Here is a 15,766-nt window from a genome sequence, read left to right on the forward strand (position 1 = left end):
ATGGGGAAAAGCGTAGTGATTGCATTGGGCGGTAACGCAATTTTACAGCCAAAGCAAGAAGCAACTTATGATAATCAATTCAAAAATGTAGTGTCTGCAACTCGTCATATGATTGAAATGAAAGTAGCGGGGCATAAAATCGTCATTACACACGGCAATGGTCCGCAAGTGGGAAATATTATTGCTCAAAACGAAGCGGCTAAAAATGTAGTCGAACCACTACCAATCCATGTTTGTAACGCAGAATCACAGGGTTTCATTGGTTATATGATGGAAACAGCTTTAAAAAACCATATGAAAGAACGAGGCATTACTTCAAATGTGGTTACATTGTTAACGATGGTTGAAGTCGATAAAGAGGATCAAGCATTTAAAAATCCGACTAAACCAATCGGTGTATTTTTCTCGGAAGAAGAAGCGAAACGTTTAGAAAAACAAGGCTATACGATGTTAGAAGATGCCGGGCGTGGATACAGACGGGTTGTACCTTCACCAGAACCACAAGTGATTCATGGTATAGAGGAAATTAAACGTTTAATCGATGATACGATTGTTATTTCATCCGGTGGTGGCGGTATACCTGTATATCGTGAAGATACTGGGCAAATACAGGGTATTGAAGCGGTGATTGATAAAGACCGTTCAGGATTAAAGCTCGCACAACAAGTAAATGCTGAAGTTTTCATGATGTTAACAGATGTACCAAATGTCTATATCAATTTCGGGAAAGAAAATGAGCAAAAATTAAGCCAAATTACAATAGAAGAAGCTGAACAATACGTTGCAGAAGGTCAATTTCCACCAGGAAGTATGCTACCAAAAATGCAAGCAGCTATAGAATTTGCAAAGCTAGGTAAAGAGGCAATTATTTGTTCGTTGGATCAAGCAGTAGCTGCCCTAGAAGGAAAAGCAGGTACACGTATAATACAATAGGGCTCTTGTTAGCTACATAACAAAGAGGCATGATATATAAAGCGCAAGAAATCAATTTTAGAAACGTTGATTTCTTGCGCTTTTGTGATATTTACTATTCTACTTAACTTACTTATCCATTTGTTTAATACCTAATCGGCGAATATGATCCACAGCGCTTAACAATGCTGGTATGAAAATCGGTAACATCACAAAGATAAGTAAGAAAAGGGCGAGAATAACAGTCATTGCTACTTCAATAAGTGTAATGATCCCTGAAGGAATCAATGCCGCAAATGTACCCCAAGAATGATAGCTGCAGATATAATAACCCCACCGATATGACGTGCAGCATCCACAAATGCTTGTGTAGAATGACCATCTAATTCTCTATAACGCATATTACACTAGCAATCTCTTCAAGATCAACATTCTGAGATGTTTTCCCATCGATTGCTATCTTCGCATTTAACTCACCGCTGATCGCTTGCACCTCTTGTTCCACTAGCTTTTCAATGGTCATTGCTTCCTTTGAATAAGGATTAACATCTAATATAATGCTCATCTTAGCTATTTTTCTATTATCAGACATATACATATTCAAAGATTTTTGAAATTCATCACTTTCTAACACATCCTGTGGAATATAGAAATTATCGTATGTTAATCAGCACGCAAGAGGCACCTACCTTTTTAACGAAATTAAAAGTCGTTCTAATAGAGAAAATATTAAGTAATAAAGGTTCATTTGATTCAAATGCAGAGTGTGAAGAATTACTATTCCGTGTTCACTTTTTTGTTGGTGGACTAGCTTCTTTATACCAGGACTGGTTCGCAGGGAAATTTGAATGCACTTTGGAAGAACTAACCGCATCTGTTAGCCGAATGATGATACAAGGATTTCAATCGTATACATTTAAATAAACTGATCTTCCTGTTTGAATAGAGCGAAAGAAAAGACGTTAAGGCATAATTGAAACAACAAATCGAGGGCTACCTTTATATAAATGGGTAGTTAGCTTTTATAAAGATGGTTAGAGGCGAAGAAATTCGTCTCTTTTCATTATACACTCGGCATACGTAGGAACTTTAGGGTGGAAGGTTCAGAAGCGGGAAGACAATAGCAATAGGTCTGTGGTGATGCGGAGTCAGAAGGAAGCTGAAGGTAAAGCACAGGCCTAAAGAACACAAATCTCAAAGAAGTCTAGGGATGATTGGGTAAGTGTCCACTATACTTTCAACACGAAAAATGATCTTAGCGTGAATGCAAAGCTCGCTGTTTTTTTAAAAATTTTTTCAAGAAAAATGCTGATTTTACGAGTGGCGAACATTTGTTCTTGTTCGGGTGAATTCGAGCTAAAAGGGAAGTCCGTCAGTGAGTTACATACAGGAACATTTAGAGATAGAGCAACTACAAATAAAAGGCAGTTTTCTAAAGGATTGTTGCTATTCAATAAATGGTGCAATTTAGTTGAAGAAGAATTTTTGATCCTGAGTTCTTTATAAATAAATCATAGCAAAATCACTGTTGATTCTACCGTTACGTTAGAAACTATAATAAATGTATTAAAAGAAAAGGAGGAATATAAATGTATCCGATTGGCCAATAAGTCCTTTTGTTATGCTTTCAGATCGCTCCTACAGCACCAAAAATAGATTTGTAGCAAAGATTAGACAATCTGTGAAAATTTGATTTCTCTACTCCACTTTTCAACCATCACAAACTCATTAACGCCATCTAAGAACCTGTAACGGTCAAATCTAACTTATGTTCAACAATCGGGCCATTTAATGGAATAACGTCTTTGGTAAAAATAATGATTTTATGTTAAAATTTGGGTTAAATTATAAACTGATGTACATAAACTAATGACGCAATTTAGTGGAGGAGGGATTATATGTATGAGTGAAATATCTTTTAATGAGTTAGAGAAGAAAGTGAAGAAAATTAAAATTGAAGGTTTTGTCATTTATAAAGGAAATACACGGATCTTTGAATATTTAAAGAATAAAAAAGTCGTAAAAAATCCGGCAAAAGTTTATTCCATTACAAAGAGTATTGTGTCTATATTAATTGGAATTATGGTCGATAAAGGGCTAATAAAAAACATTCATGAACCTATTGGTAACTACTTTCCGGAAATATTAGAGTTCAATGACCCAATGAAGGAGGAAATCACTTTATTTCATTTGCTGACTATGACTTCGGGGTTACAAGTAGGAAAATTCCAAAGTTCAAAAAACTGGGTTAAATTCATACTAGAACAACCAGTTATATATAGACCAGGTTCAACCTTTGAATATAATAGTGGAAACTCTCATTTACTAAGCGCGATCATCCTAAAAGTTTCTGGAGGTTCTACCGCCTCATTTGCTGAAGAATTTCTATTCCATCCATTAGGGATAAAAAAATACATATGGGTAAAGGACCCGCAAGGAATTCACGAGGGTGGCTTTAGTATTTCATTAAATTTAGAGGACATGGTGAAGTTTGGATTTTTATTACTTAACGAAGGGCAATTTAAATCAAATAAAGTGGTTTCATTTAACTGGATCCACGAGGCAAAAAAACCATATAAACAATTTGAAGCAGAAGAAGACAGAACAGCTAGATATGGTTATGGTTATCAGCTATGGACTTGTGAAATTACTAATAGTAACAACAAAATTGAATATTACTATGCCAATGGCTTATACGGACAATATATATTTATTGTTCCGAAGTTAAATATTATGGCTGTGGCAAAAAGCTATCTACAAGATGACCAGTCCTCTGCGCCGAAACTCTTTTTCGAAGAACTTTTACGTAGTTGGAAGGATGAATGAGACATTTAAACAAATGAAAAGAGGTTTTTCTCCTCTTCCGAGATCATAAAGTATCTTGTAAAAAGGAGAAATCACTATCTTGATATTCAACAATCGGGCGCTTTTCTTTAATAAGGAAAGCTTCTATTTCGTTATAGGGCCATATACTTTAATGAAGTGTTATCCAACACCGCCTAGGAAACGATTTTTAAAAGGAAATTACATTGTTCAATCGAATATAGATATATAACTAATAAAAAGTTGGTGACTTATGAGGATAGTTATAACAATCGGATTCGTGGTTATAGCTGGACCATTTCTATTTGGAGGCCCATGCTCACTTTTTATGAGATGGAGAAGGGAATATAAAATATTTTATTTTGTCCTTGAAGCATAGTTCAACTTTTATACTGTAAACGAAGCAGTATAGATTTTAAACGCCTCCGTTCCATTAAGACCTTCTATCCAACTTGTTAAAGATTTTTGATAAAGAGATACATGGCTATTTCAAATCATACCGTGTTATGAAACAACAAGATGAACAATAAAAATGTTTAAAGGAGAGAAAATAAAAAATGAGTGTAGAAATTTATAACGGAGAACGTTCTGAAGAAAGTGTTCAATTTGAAAAATTGTTAACTTCCGAAAGTAATAAAAAGAGTTTTTCTAGAATTGAAAACACTGAACAGTTTGTGAAGCAAATGGGAACTGAAAATAGAAAACCTTATGTTATTGGGGATGATGTTCAATTTTTAAGTGATGTCAAGGAGCGGGTATTCGAGGACATGCAGGTTTTCACATTAAATGACCAAGTGTCCCTAAAGCAAAAAGTTATTTTATATTTAAATGGTGGTGCTTGGACGAATCAACCTTTAAATTTTCACTGGTGGTTCTTGGATAAAATGGCGCAATCTTTGAATGCAAAAATAATTGTTCCCATTTATCCTAAAGTACCTCATTTTAACCATAAAGATACTTACCCTAAAATCCTAAACCTTTATAAAGAAATTCTAGAAACGGCCGAAAGTTGCGAGCAATTAACCATCATGGGAGATTCGGCAGGTGGCAATATAGCTCTTGGCCTTGCTCATCTTTTAAAAATGAACCATTTACCTCAACCGAAAGATATTATTTTATTGTCTGCATGTGTTGATATGAGTTTTGAAAATCCTTATATACCTGAATATGAAGAAAAGGACCCGATGTTAGCTAGTGAAGGCATGGAAGTCATTACAAAGATTTGGGCAGCTGATAAAGATTTAAAAGACGCATTAATTAGTCCAATTTACGGTGATTTTAAAGGACTTGGGAAGATTACTCATTTTATTGGAACACACGAAAGTTTATATCCAGATGCCATAAAACTTGATGAAAAGCTAACAGAACAGGGAATTGAAATCAATACCTTTGTTTATCCTAAAATGAATCATGTGTTTGTTGTTATGCCAATTCCTGAAGCTCTAGATGCTCAACAGAAAATAATAAAAATAATTTGTTCGTTGAAGGAAATGGAGAGATAACTCTACATGAAGCGGCCAGCAGGAGGGAAATCCTCGTTTAAAACAAGAGCTAGAGATCCTAAAAAAGGCTATGACCTATTCGTACAAAAATGACATAATGTAAAAAAGGAGTGTTTCAAAGTTTATAATTAGACTTTGAAACACTCCTTTTTGCCATATTATCCAATAGTGTAGAGTAGGAAAGATAATTAATTCGCCTTTGATTTTTTGTCATTAAGCACGCTTTGTGTCCTTTGATTGATTAAATTTAAGACTGTAATATATTTTTGAAAATCTTCGGCTGTAAATTGCTCGAGGTTCTTCAAATGACTCCGATATTCCTCTAGATCTAGATTTTTATGATATTCATAAACTATTTTGCCTTTTGGTGTTAATTCAATATGGAATTCTCGATAATTGTCCAGATTTCTATATTTAATTACTAAATCCTTTTTAATTAGTTTATCAACCATTTGAGAAACAGCACTTTTTGTGCAATTTTTAATTTCTGCAATTTCAGAAGTAGTAGTTTTTATTTGATCTCCAATTATGTTGAGTGTATGAACTTCTATCATATACAATTCATCTTCTGTCCCATATTTTCTTGGAATATTTTCGTATGAACTAATCAGTCTAGATGTCTCGTAAATCGTTTCCATTAGCTCATTAAAAATCTTCTCTTTATCCACAATGCATCTCCCCCCTATAATTGGTAGCCAATTTAATTTAATTTTAACATATAGGAAATCCATATTTAATTTTCGTTTCGAATCTAATTTATTTTAAAAATATTCTGAAAATTTGATTGACGATTTTACAGTTAAGGTGTTAAACTGAGAAAAATTTAATCTAAACGTGTCGAAAATTGCGATAAAGTAGAAAACAGAACACAACAAGAGGTAGGGAGAAGCATTGAAATATAATTTTGATGAAGTGGTTAATCGCAGAAATACTTATTCCTTAAAGTGGGATGGTGAAGATTTAATTAAAACAATGGGATATACAGAAAGGTATGACTATGAGACCATTCCACTATTTACAGCAGATATGGATTTACCCGTACCGCAACCACTGATAGACGCACTACATAAAACGGTTGATCATCGTATTTTTGGATATTCTGTTTTTCCAGATAAGTACTTTGAATCAATTCAGCATTGGTTTAAAAAGAGACATGATTGGACCATCAAAAGAAATGAGATTGTATATAGCCCTGGAACAGTACATGCCTTGAAAATAGCTATAAAAGCTTTAACTAATCCTGGTGAAGGTATCATTATTCAACGTCCTGTTTATCCGCCGTTCACAGCTGTGATAGAAGCCAATGGAAGAGTTGTTCGAAATAATGCGTTGAAATGTGACGCTGAAGGGTATTACACAATTGATTTTGAGGATTTTGAAGCCAAAGCTAAAGAAAAAAATAATACAATGTTCATTCTCTGCAGTCCACACAATCCAACTGGAAGAGTTTTAACATACGAGGAGTTGAAAACGCTTTCAGATATCTGTGCGAATAATAATGTAATTATTGTAGCTGATGAAATTCATGGGGATCTCATTAGAAAAAAACAAAAATTTATACCCATCGCAAAAGTTGCTAACAGTACGAATCATATCATCACGTGCACAGCCATTAATAAAACCTTTAATGTTGCTGGTCTGCACTGTACAAATGTTATTATTTCAAACCCTAAGATTAGGAAAATCTTTAGCGACACAATGGGAATGCAATTACCATCACCGTTTACAATTGCAGCTCTTATAGCTGTCTATAACGAAGGAGAAGAATGGTTAGAGCAAATAACAGAATATATTGACGACACAATAGAGTATGTGAAAAATTTCTTAGGTAAAAAAATGCCTACAGTCAAAGTTAGGATCCCTGAAGGAACGTATGTGCTGTGGATGGACTTTAGTGGATATGGACTTTCAGCTCAAGAGATTCATGATCGTATCTATAACAAAGCCAATGTCATACTTGAAGAGGGTCACTTGTTTGGAATTGAAGGTAAAGACTTTCAAAGAATCTGTATCCCTTCACCAAGATCACTTATAAAAGAAGCACTTGAAAGAATCGCTTTAGAATTCCAAGATAGCGAATCTAATAATCAATCAGAAAGGGAGTATATAAAATGAAAACGATCGAATTTAAGCTTGATGCGTTAAAAGCTGCAAAAGAAATAGAAGACTATGTAATTGAGATAAGAAGAGATCTCCATAGACACCCTGAGATTGGATTACAGGAAGTACGGACAATGAGAGTGGTTACAGATGAGTTATCTAAATGGGGCATTAATTATGAAATTGTCCCTAATACCATTATTATTTTCTGAATATTAAGATTATTTAAGAAGCACTAATATCAATTAACTAAAAATTCAAGTAGGAGATTTACTATTTTTTCTGGTCAAATTCCTGTTAATTCGTCATCAAATGAAGTTGTTGTGAACCATATTATTATTCAGACCAATCAAGTTATGAAGGTTATTGGGGCTATGCTAAATCCCAACAGATTCAAGTGAAATGTCGTAAAAATATCGATTTTTTAAAAGACATGCCAATTTACACTTATAAATGAGCAATATAACAAATATTTGGGTGATCATGGCCAAGCTAGATTAATGGTAGAAGTAAGTCGTATTCCAAAAGATGTACTCGTTGAAATTGAAGTAATCACATGTTTAACAATTTAGATGCAAATGTGCTTGAGAAGAATCCGTTTTAATCAAGCATGAAAAATGGATTCTTTTTAATTCATCTATATGGGTGATAAGATAAACGATTTCTATCTAAGTAATAATAAAAGAAGTCATCGAAGTCTAAATTATTTTGTTATTGAAATAAAATTTAGATATTGATGTCCATTTATAGCTGTTTCGTCTCACTGTTATTAGTATGCTTTTCACTGATACATAACTTCCTATAATTTATATTATGTAAACTAAAATTATTTGGCGTGGAGGAGGGCCTTGATTCATCAACTACCCATAATATCTGTACTTGTATATGGACAAGAACTTTTAGACACTTTATTTTTTATGAAGACAAGAACTTTTAGACATTTTATTTTTATGGACAGATGAAAACTCATAAAGTTTAAATTACTCTGTGTAAATGGTCACTTAAAGCAAATTAATAAGACACAAAAGTGTTGGTTTGGAATAAAGTTTGATTAAAAGTTTGTTGCAATCGTTGATTTTATAATAGAAGAAACCCACGCATTTTGAAAAAAGTTTGATCAAAATGCGTGGGTTTTATTTAAATGCGAAGTTATTTTTATCAAACTATATTATAAATGATCAATCTTTTTTACAAACTACAACTCTTTTTTCTTCCATCATTAGGATATTAATTTATTTAAGAAACAATTTTTATCTCTTTACGAACAAATTCACATGTCCAAAAACCTAAAAATGAATTTAAACTTCTGTATATTGTCCAATCTTTCTGAATTTCTCATAGCGATCTTCAATTAATTGTTCGCCATTTAGGGAATTCAATGCTTTTAGTGTGACGTTTATACATTCTTTTATATAAAATGCTTGCTTCGCAACATTGCGGTGTGCTCCACCAGTTATTTCAGGGATTATTCCATCAATAACGTCAAGCTCTTTTAAGTCAGTTGCTGTTATCCGCATTGCTTCTGCAGCTTGCTTCCCTAGGCTACCATCTCGCCATAAGATCGATGCAGCCCCTTCAGGCGAGATAACCGAATACGTTGAGTTCTCTAACATAAAGACGCGATTAGCTACCCCTAATGCAATTGCACCCCCACTTCCGCCTTCCCCAATAACAATACTAATAACTGGAACTGTTAGAATCGCCATTTCAGAGAGAGTTCTAGCAATGGCTTCACTTGGGCCGCGTTCCTCGGCTGCCTTACCCGGATAGGCTCCTTTTGTATCAATAAAACAAATAATTGGGCGCTTAAATTTCTCAGCTTGCTTCATTAAGCGTAATGCCTTACGATATCCTTCAGGGTGTGGCATACCAAAATTTCGTCGAATATTTTCTTTAGTTGATTTTCCGCGCTGATGTCCAACAATTGTTACGGGCTGTCCTTCAAAGAGAGCAATTCCTCCAAGAATAGCTGCATCATCACCAAATGTACGATCTCCATGTAACTCAATAAAGTTTTCACACATAGCTTCTATATATTGTAAAGTTGTTGGTCGTTCTGGATGTCTAGCAACCTGTACACGATCCCATGGATTCATATTGGCATAAATAGATTGTTCTAGCTGTGTTAGACGTGTTTCAAGCTTTTCGATTTCGCCTGTCATGTCTACATTTGCCTCTGTAGCAACCGTTTTTAATTCATCAATTTTTTCTCGTAATTGTACTACGGGTTCTTCAAAAGCTAAATTTTTAGACATGTTGCACACCGCCTTTTGTATGCATTTTTACAAGCATTGCTACTTGGTTTCGTAAATCCTTCCTATGGAAAACTACATCAAGCTGACCATGCGCTAGTAAAAACTCTGACTTTTGGAAATCATTTGGTAATTTTTCTCTTAATGTTTCTTCGATTACACGGCGACCAGCAAAGCCAATCAATGCTTGCGGTTCTGCAATATTAATATCTCCAACAGAAGCAAAGCTTGCTGAAACGCCACCGTATGTAGGGTGCGTCATGATCGAAATAAATAATAGTCCTTCTTCACTATGACGTTTTAATGCCACACTCGTTTTTACCATTTGCATTAATGATAGAATACCTTCTTGCATGCGCGCTCCACCACTAGCAGCAAAGATAATAACCGGTACACGTAATTCAATAGCTTTTTCAACGGCACGTGTGATTTTTTCTCCTACAACGGAGCCCATTGAGCCCATACGGAAATGAGAATCCATAATTGCTACAACAATTTCTTCTCCATCAAGAGTACCTACCCCAGTCAGTACAGCTTCGCTTAATCCCGTTTGTTGTTTAGCCACTGAAATTTTTTCTACATAATCAGGGAAATTAAGTGGATTACTTGTTTGTAAATGATCATCCATTGAAACAAATGAACCTTCATCTAAGAAATATGCTACGCGCTCCTGTGCAGTCATTTTGAAATGATGGTCGCATTTTGTACACACTTTATGATTTTTTTCTAATTCCTTTGTTAACTGAATGTGACGACATTCTGGACATTTTGTCATAAGTCCTTTTGGAAATCCCTTTTCTTGTCCGTCCTCTTTCTTTTTACTAAATAAGTTACGTACTGCCATGTTTTACACCTCCTATGTTTGTCTAAATGCCTTGTTCAGCATTTATGTAAGTAAGCTTTTAATACTTCTTTTTCATAGCCAAGCTGCATCAATTTCAACATAGTTTGAATGATTAATTTTTCTTCTTCTGTTGAGTTTCGATTTAAACGGTCACCGGCATAAACTGCTAATTGAAACCAGACTTTTAGTAAAAAACGATTTCTGACGTGATGATTATTTCTCGTAAAACATCCAGACAATTAATCGTACCTCTATCTCTAGCTTTACAAAAAAACTGTCCCTCACAGGTAGTGTTCGCAGATTCACTGTACAACTTATAACGCGAATGGCTTCCATTTCATGGATTTGTCGCGTTAATTCGACATCCTTTTTTTGATTTTTCATCTTCTAATATAAATATCGACAATATTTCTACGAGCCGATGCTTTTGTGTAGAAGCTAGAAACGTACCTTCCCCATGTCTCGTTTCAATAAGACCTAACAACTCTAAACTTCGCAATGCCTCTCTCACAGAGGATCGCTCGACACCTAGACGTTCTGAAAGGACTCGTTCGGAAGGTAACTTTTCACCAGCCTGTATTTTTTCTATTTTAATAAGTTGTCGTAATTGTTGGACGATATCTAAAAACACTTTCTTTTGTTCGGTTTTTTTATCCATACGATCAACTCCTCGGTCAATCTATTCGCCTTGGAATAATTATTGCTGTCGCTTTCCTTTCGCGCAGATAAACAATGCATCCAAAGGCTTTATCTTTATTCAGTATCTTCATTCAGTAGGTGTTTGGATACCTACTAAAAAGAAACAAAATCCACCACCTTCAGATGATGGCGTCTCTTACTGAATGAATTCAAAAGTGGTCTGGCCACTTTTGGAGTTGGCTTTATCTTACAAAATAATTATTTGAAAGTAAAGAAAAAACTGCATAAAAATTTATGCAGTTTCTAAAATTCCCTTCAATTTCATATTCTTTTCGTCGTTTGTGTATGTTTTACTTTCACTTGAGGTCTACCAAAGCGTTGCAACATATCCATTCAAAAAAAACCCCATTTCTGTACCGTTTATCTTCTTCACAATCTCTAACAATATAACATATATATTCATTTTTGGAAGTCTTACTCCATTAAATGGTCCGTTTGCGGGGAAATATTATATTACCTTAAGAAAAAAACAGCCATACTAGATGTAACATAACACCTAATCCGGCTATGTTATTATTTCAATTTATTAGAAATTTATATTCTACAATTATATTTCAACCTCTGTTTCAGACAAATTCAATGCTTTTCCGCCTACCTTTACCTCAATAATTTCTTTCCCTTGAGTGGTTAACGCTATAACTATTTCTGAAGGTTTTTTCATAGAGTAACCTTGCTCAACAGATATATTAATAACATGTTCAGGTTTGATTTTACCATATTTATATAGATAACATGAAAGGGCACCATTGGATGTACCAGTTGCAGATTCTTCTGGAATTCCATATAAAGGTGCAAAATTTCTACAGTGGGCATTTGAACCCTTTAGTGATTCAAGGGTAAAAATATGATAACCAATGGTATTATATTTACTGCTGATATTTGTTACTTTTTCAAAATCTGGCTTTATAGAATTTAATATATCTAAGTTTCTAATCGGTACAAGTATATCCCTAAGGCCAGTAGATACAATTTGCACTGGTAGATCCCCGAACATTTCATCTATAGTAATATTTAAGGAATCTGCAATTACCTCCTTGTCTATTATTTCATAATAGCTTGGAGCATTTTGATCCATCATAATTGATAGGTCTTCCATTACTTCTACATTTAAAATTCCAGCCTTTGTTTCTTGAGAATATTTTCCTGGTTTAATATATCCTTGGCTTGAAAGTGTATAGAACGCTGCTATCGTTGCATGGCCACAAAGATCAACCTCTTCATTAGGTGTAAAAAATCTAACCTTGAAGTCAGCAAGGTCTGACCACATGACAAAAGCAGTCTCACTAAAACCGATGATACCTGCTATTTTTTTCATGTCCTCTTCTGATAGATAATCAGCGCTAAGTACTACTCCGGCAGGGTTCCCTCCCTCAATGGATTTTGCAAATGAATTTAATGTATAAACTTTTATCTTCATAATGTGATCCCTCCAAATTGTATATCGATTTTATATTTGCACGATTGTCCCAATATTCATTTCTTCTGCTTTTGATACAATATATTTTGAAACTGCAAGATCCTGCAATGCTATGCCAGTACTATCAAAAATCGTAATTTCTTCATCACTTGTACGTCCTTTCGCATTTCCAAGTATGAATTGTCCGATTTCAGTCAAATTGTTTTTGCCTAATATACCAGCCCTTATAGCACTTTGTGTTTCTCCGACTGTCGATGCTTGTGTAATATCATCTACATATACAGAAGCTACCTCAAAGATTTTTTCATCTATTTCCTGTTTTCCAGTCATGTCTGCCCCCACACAGCTGAAATGTATGCCTGGCTTAATCCACTCCTTAAAAATCAGTGGTTTTTGCGAAGGCGTTATTGTAATTACTGCATCGGTTTCTTCCAAAGCTTTCACTGGATTTTCTACAGCTACAAACTGAACTGACTCAATTCTTTGTTTCCAGCTCTTATTATAAGTATCTTTGATATCATTTTTGATTTTTTCTAGTTCCGTCTTTATTGAATACTGTAATTTTGATGCATTTTCATATTTTACGGGGTCATATATATATACCTTGGTTATTGTCTGAACTTGAGATAGAGTGGCTGCTATTTGAAAAATCGCCTGAACTCCTGTACCTATAATCATTAGTGTTTTTGAATCTTGTTTTGATAGGTGTTTCACGCCTATTGAACCTGCTGCTCCAGTACGCATTCCTGTTAAATAACTTGCGTTGATCATTGCCGTAGGAAATCCATTCTTCAAATCAAATAACATATTCAGCCCTGTTATAGCTGGAAGTCCTTGATTTTTATTATCACCAAACCATGAAACGAGTTTTAATCCAAACACATCTTCTTCATTAAGCATCCCTGATTTAATATCCATTTCTGCCCTACCCTCAAAAATCACCTCGGATACCATGGAGAATAGTCTCGCCTGATTGTTGGCTTTAAGCGCATAGGCTTTTTCTACACATGCTACTGTATTCTTGATATCAAGAATGTTCTTAACATCAGTATCACTTAGAATTCTTATTGGTACCATAGTTATCATTCTCCTTTAAAATTTCAATATCTGTTAATGTAATTGTATTTGAACAACAACAAAAAGTATCCAACCATTCTTGGTTGTTATTTAACCAACCAAATGATAAAGTACAAGTACTATGATTTTGGAGGAATTTCATGTTAGATATCAACTGGAGACCTGATAGAAATAATCCTACTCGATTGAATTTACAGATTGTTAACTTCATAAAGGACAAAATAGCAACTGGAGAATGGCCGGTTGGTTTCAAATTGCCAAGTCAGCGGACACTTTCTGAAATTTTCAGTGTAAACAGAAGTACCGTAGTATCCGCCCTTGAAGAGCTGGCAGCTGAAGGCCTTATTAGCGGTAATGCTGGTGGTGGTACAAAAGTAATAAACAATACATGGACATTAATGTCCATTAATCAATCACATAATTGGCTTCCCTATATATCTTCGGGATTACATCAAACAAATCAAAATATAATGCAGCAGATCAATCAGGCTGAATTCCAACCTGATATCATCCGAATGGGGTCCTGCGAACCTTCCCCTGAATTAATACCTAACAAAATGATTCAGGGCGTACTAAAAAAACTGTCTAAGTCTACGGGATCGCTGGGTTATGAAGAACCAAAAGGAAATATCCATCTAAGAAGAGAGGTATGCACATACCTAAAAACAATAGGAATAGAAGCTGATCCATCCTCAGTTTTGATTACCTCTGGTGTTTTGCAGGCACTGCAGCTTATTTCCCTTGGCCTTTTGCACACGAACTCAGTAGTATATGTTGAAAAGCCATCCTACCTATACTCTCTTAGAACCTTTCAATCCTTAGGAATGCAGCTTTCGGGAATTAAGCTGGATGAAGAAGGCATAGAAATAAAAGAATTGATTGATCGACATGGGCGGAGAAAAGGAGCAATGCTTTTTACAATACCTACTTTTCAAAATCCTACCGGAAGCGTCATGTCACTTGAAAGAAGAAAAACGCTTGTTGATGCGTGTGATAGGGAACGTTTGCCTATTATCGAGGATGATGTATATAGGGAGCTTTGGTTTGATGAACAACCTCCACAGCCAATAAAGGCATTTGATAACAATGGACTTGTATTATACACTGGTGGGATATCGAAGAATTTAAGTCCTGGTCTTAGGATTGGATGGATTGTTGGATCAGAAAAAGTCATTGAAAGATTGGCAGATATAAAAATGCAAACTGATTATGGAACCAGCTCACTCTCCCAGAGTGTAACCACAGAACTATTCTCTAGTGGTCTTTATTATCAGCATAACGATATAATGAGGAAAAATGTTAAGCTCCGAAGAGATGTTGCTCTTGAAGCATTAAAGAAATATTTTACCGGCATCGGTACATGGAACATCCCTAGGGGCGGATATTTCATCTGGCTTAAGTTAAATGAAGGTATATCCATGTACCAGCTTTTTACTAAAGCCTTAAGTCGGAAAATACTTGTTCACCCTGGAGATTTGTATGAGTTTCACTCTGATCAATATTTAAGAATTTCTTATTCTTATGCATCCTTAAATGAAATTGACTATGGAATTAAAACTCTCTCAGAATTGGTAGCAGAACAAATTTTTTAAGTTTTATTTATATAGAGATTTAAATATTGTAGATAATTATAAAAATGAATATTGAATTACCACTGTATGAGATTCGAAAGCATCATCAACTCCTCTAGTTCCTGAAGTTTTGAATCATTAATTTCTTTAATGTTGCTACCAACTAATTTGACTAAACTATCCACAAAATCATTTCATGATAATAAAAAAGTTGATAAGGAGAAATACTCCATATCAACTTTTTATCTTTTGTTAAGATATAGTATCAACCAGCTTATTTGTTCACTCTTATGAATATTGGACAAATCTACATTAAACGATAATTAGCATTATTTAAACGAATAATCCCCTTTTGAACGATAAATTATAGGAACCATCCGATAATTAGAAAGTTGTGACCAAGGTATTTATATTATGTAAACTAAAATTATTTGGCGTGGAGGAGGGCCTTGATTCATCAACTACCCATAATATCTGTACTTTTCGACTTGTAATTCTGAAGTTCCTTATAATTTTCATGTGAACGATAACTCTCCTTTTTTACGATAATGGGATGATTTTGTACAGAT

The 15,766-nt window shown here is 34.6% G+C and carries 17 protein-coding genes; 8 read left to right on the forward strand and 9 right to left on the reverse strand.

Annotation, left to right across the window (positions count from 1 at the left end; translation table 11 throughout):
- On the forward strand, window positions 1-933 hold the full coding sequence (arcC, locus tag ACYQ73_RS06505) for a carbamate kinase (protein WP_460011722.1): 933 nt from the start codon (window positions 1-3) through the stop codon (window positions 931-933).
- A gap of 108 nt (window positions 934-1,041) precedes the next feature.
- Here arcC and ACYQ73_RS06510 read toward each other — a convergent pair whose 3' ends face one another.
- Window positions 1,042-1,200 (reverse strand): hypothetical protein, encoded by a 159-nt coding sequence (locus ACYQ73_RS06510; protein WP_460011723.1) that lies wholly within the window; start codon window positions 1,198-1,200, stop codon window positions 1,042-1,044.
- Between the two features lie 94 nt (window positions 1,201-1,294).
- Entirely contained in the window at window positions 1,295-1,546 is a 252-nt protein-coding gene (locus ACYQ73_RS06515) for a hypothetical protein (RefSeq protein ID WP_460011724.1), read from the reverse strand.
- Between the two features lie 5 nt (window positions 1,547-1,551).
- Between ACYQ73_RS06515 and ACYQ73_RS06520 the strand changes: the two genes are divergently transcribed.
- The 3 genes from ACYQ73_RS06520 (at window position 1,552) to ACYQ73_RS06530 (ending at window position 5,237) form a co-directional block, all read left to right on the forward strand.
- Window positions 1,552-1,836 carry a TetR-like C-terminal domain-containing protein gene (locus tag ACYQ73_RS06520; protein WP_460011725.1) on the forward strand — a complete coding sequence of 95 codons (285 nt, stop codon included), beginning with the start codon at window positions 1,552-1,554 and terminating at the stop codon, window positions 1,834-1,836.
- Between the two features lie 978 nt (window positions 1,837-2,814).
- The gene (locus ACYQ73_RS06525; protein ID WP_460011726.1) at window positions 2,815-3,738 is read left to right on the forward strand and encodes a serine hydrolase domain-containing protein; all 924 of its coding nucleotides are present in this window, start codon (window positions 2,815-2,817) and stop codon (window positions 3,736-3,738) included.
- Between the two features lie 554 nt (window positions 3,739-4,292).
- The gene (locus ACYQ73_RS06530) at window positions 4,293-5,237 is read left to right on the forward strand and encodes an alpha/beta hydrolase fold domain-containing protein (protein ID WP_460011727.1); all 945 of its coding nucleotides are present in this window, start codon (window positions 4,293-4,295) and stop codon (window positions 5,235-5,237) included.
- Between the two features lie 188 nt (window positions 5,238-5,425).
- On the opposite strand, the gene ACYQ73_RS06535 is transcribed toward ACYQ73_RS06530, so the two are convergent.
- Window positions 5,426-5,905 (reverse strand): MarR family winged helix-turn-helix transcriptional regulator, encoded by a 480-nt coding sequence (locus tag ACYQ73_RS06535; RefSeq protein ID WP_460011728.1) that lies wholly within the window; start codon window positions 5,903-5,905, stop codon window positions 5,426-5,428.
- 223 nt (window positions 5,906-6,128) lie between these two features.
- Here ACYQ73_RS06535 and ACYQ73_RS06540 point away from each other — a divergent pair, with 223 nt between their 5' ends.
- From ACYQ73_RS06540 to ACYQ73_RS06550, 3 genes are all read left to right on the forward strand, one after another.
- Complete coding sequence (locus tag ACYQ73_RS06540) at window positions 6,129-7,352, forward strand: MalY/PatB family protein (RefSeq protein ID WP_460011729.1); 1,224 nt, start codon at window positions 6,129-6,131, stop codon at window positions 7,350-7,352.
- Window positions 7,349-7,549: a hypothetical protein gene (locus ACYQ73_RS06545; protein ID WP_460011730.1), complete on the forward strand. Its 201-nt coding sequence runs from the start codon at window positions 7,349-7,351 to the stop codon at window positions 7,547-7,549. Before ACYQ73_RS06540 ends, ACYQ73_RS06545 begins: the two co-directional genes overlap by 4 nt.
- Window positions 7,550-7,810: 261 nt before the next feature.
- Complete coding sequence (locus tag ACYQ73_RS06550; RefSeq protein ID WP_460011731.1) at window positions 7,811-7,909, forward strand: hypothetical protein; 99 nt, start codon at window positions 7,811-7,813, stop codon at window positions 7,907-7,909.
- A gap of 726 nt (window positions 7,910-8,635) precedes the next feature.
- Here the strand turns inward: ACYQ73_RS06550 and ACYQ73_RS06555 are convergent.
- The 6 genes from ACYQ73_RS06555 to ACYQ73_RS06580 form a co-directional block, all read right to left on the reverse strand.
- The gene (locus tag ACYQ73_RS06555; protein WP_460011732.1) at window positions 8,636-9,592 is read right to left on the reverse strand and encodes an acetyl-CoA carboxylase carboxyltransferase subunit alpha; all 957 of its coding nucleotides are present in this window, start codon (window positions 9,590-9,592) and stop codon (window positions 8,636-8,638) included.
- Window positions 9,585-10,433 (reverse strand): acetyl-CoA carboxylase, carboxyltransferase subunit beta, encoded by an 849-nt coding sequence (gene accD, locus ACYQ73_RS06560; protein ID WP_460011733.1) that lies wholly within the window; start codon window positions 10,431-10,433, stop codon window positions 9,585-9,587. The genes ACYQ73_RS06555 and accD overlap by 8 nt, the downstream gene beginning before the upstream one ends.
- Before the next feature lie 35 nt (window positions 10,434-10,468).
- On the reverse strand, window positions 10,469-10,672 hold the full coding sequence (locus tag ACYQ73_RS06565; RefSeq protein ID WP_460011734.1) for a hypothetical protein: 204 nt from the start codon (window positions 10,670-10,672) through the stop codon (window positions 10,469-10,471).
- Between the two features lie 98 nt (window positions 10,673-10,770).
- A complete protein-coding gene (locus ACYQ73_RS06570) occupies window positions 10,771-11,091 on the reverse strand; it encodes a FadR/GntR family transcriptional regulator (protein ID WP_460011735.1) in 321 nt (106 codons plus the stop codon).
- A gap of 588 nt (window positions 11,092-11,679) precedes the next feature.
- Window positions 11,680-12,549 (reverse strand): PhzF family phenazine biosynthesis protein, encoded by an 870-nt coding sequence (locus tag ACYQ73_RS06575; protein WP_460011736.1) that lies wholly within the window; start codon window positions 12,547-12,549, stop codon window positions 11,680-11,682.
- Between the two features lie 30 nt (window positions 12,550-12,579).
- Window positions 12,580-13,626, reverse strand: coding sequence for an ornithine cyclodeaminase family protein (locus ACYQ73_RS06580; protein WP_460011737.1), 1,047 nt, complete (start codon window positions 13,624-13,626; stop codon window positions 12,580-12,582).
- A gap of 140 nt (window positions 13,627-13,766) precedes the next feature.
- On the opposite strand from ACYQ73_RS06580, the gene ACYQ73_RS06585 reads away from it, so the two are divergent.
- Complete coding sequence (locus ACYQ73_RS06585) at window positions 13,767-15,218, forward strand: aminotransferase-like domain-containing protein (protein ID WP_460011738.1); 1,452 nt, start codon at window positions 13,767-13,769, stop codon at window positions 15,216-15,218.
- Window positions 15,219-15,766 lie beyond the last annotated feature (548 nt).

This window comes from Lysinibacillus sp. CTST325 (assembly GCF_054665055.1).

What these genes read in the sequence shown, in the direction of transcription:
- ACYQ73_RS06580 (WP_460011737.1), bottom strand. Translation starts at nt 13,626, where the DNA reads ATGGTACCAATAAGAATTCTAAGTGATACTGATGTTAAGAACATTCTT.
- ACYQ73_RS06555 (WP_460011732.1), bottom strand. Translation starts at nt 9,592, where the DNA reads ATGTCTAAAAATTTAGCTTTTGAAGAACCCGTAGTACAATTACGAGAA.
- ACYQ73_RS06545 (WP_460011730.1), top strand. Translation starts at nt 7,349, where the DNA reads ATGAAAACGATCGAATTTAAGCTTGATGCGTTAAAAGCTGCAAAAGAA.
- accD (WP_460011733.1), bottom strand. Translation starts at nt 10,433, where the DNA reads ATGGCAGTACGTAACTTATTTAGTAAAAAGAAAGAGGACGGACAAGAA.
- ACYQ73_RS06525 (WP_460011726.1), top strand. Translation starts at nt 2,815, where the DNA reads ATGAGTGAAATATCTTTTAATGAGTTAGAGAAGAAAGTGAAGAAAATT.
- ACYQ73_RS06570 (WP_460011735.1), bottom strand. Translation starts at nt 11,091, where the DNA reads ATGGATAAAAAAACCGAACAAAAGAAAGTGTTTTTAGATATCGTCCAA.
- ACYQ73_RS06575 (WP_460011736.1), bottom strand. Translation starts at nt 12,549, where the DNA reads ATGAAGATAAAAGTTTATACATTAAATTCATTTGCAAAATCCATTGAG.
- ACYQ73_RS06585 (WP_460011738.1), top strand. Translation starts at nt 13,767, where the DNA reads ATGTTAGATATCAACTGGAGACCTGATAGAAATAATCCTACTCGATTG.
- ACYQ73_RS06530 (WP_460011727.1), top strand. Translation starts at nt 4,293, where the DNA reads ATGAGTGTAGAAATTTATAACGGAGAACGTTCTGAAGAAAGTGTTCAA.
- arcC (WP_460011722.1), top strand. Translation starts at nt 1, where the DNA reads ATGGGGAAAAGCGTAGTGATTGCATTGGGCGGTAACGCAATTTTACAG.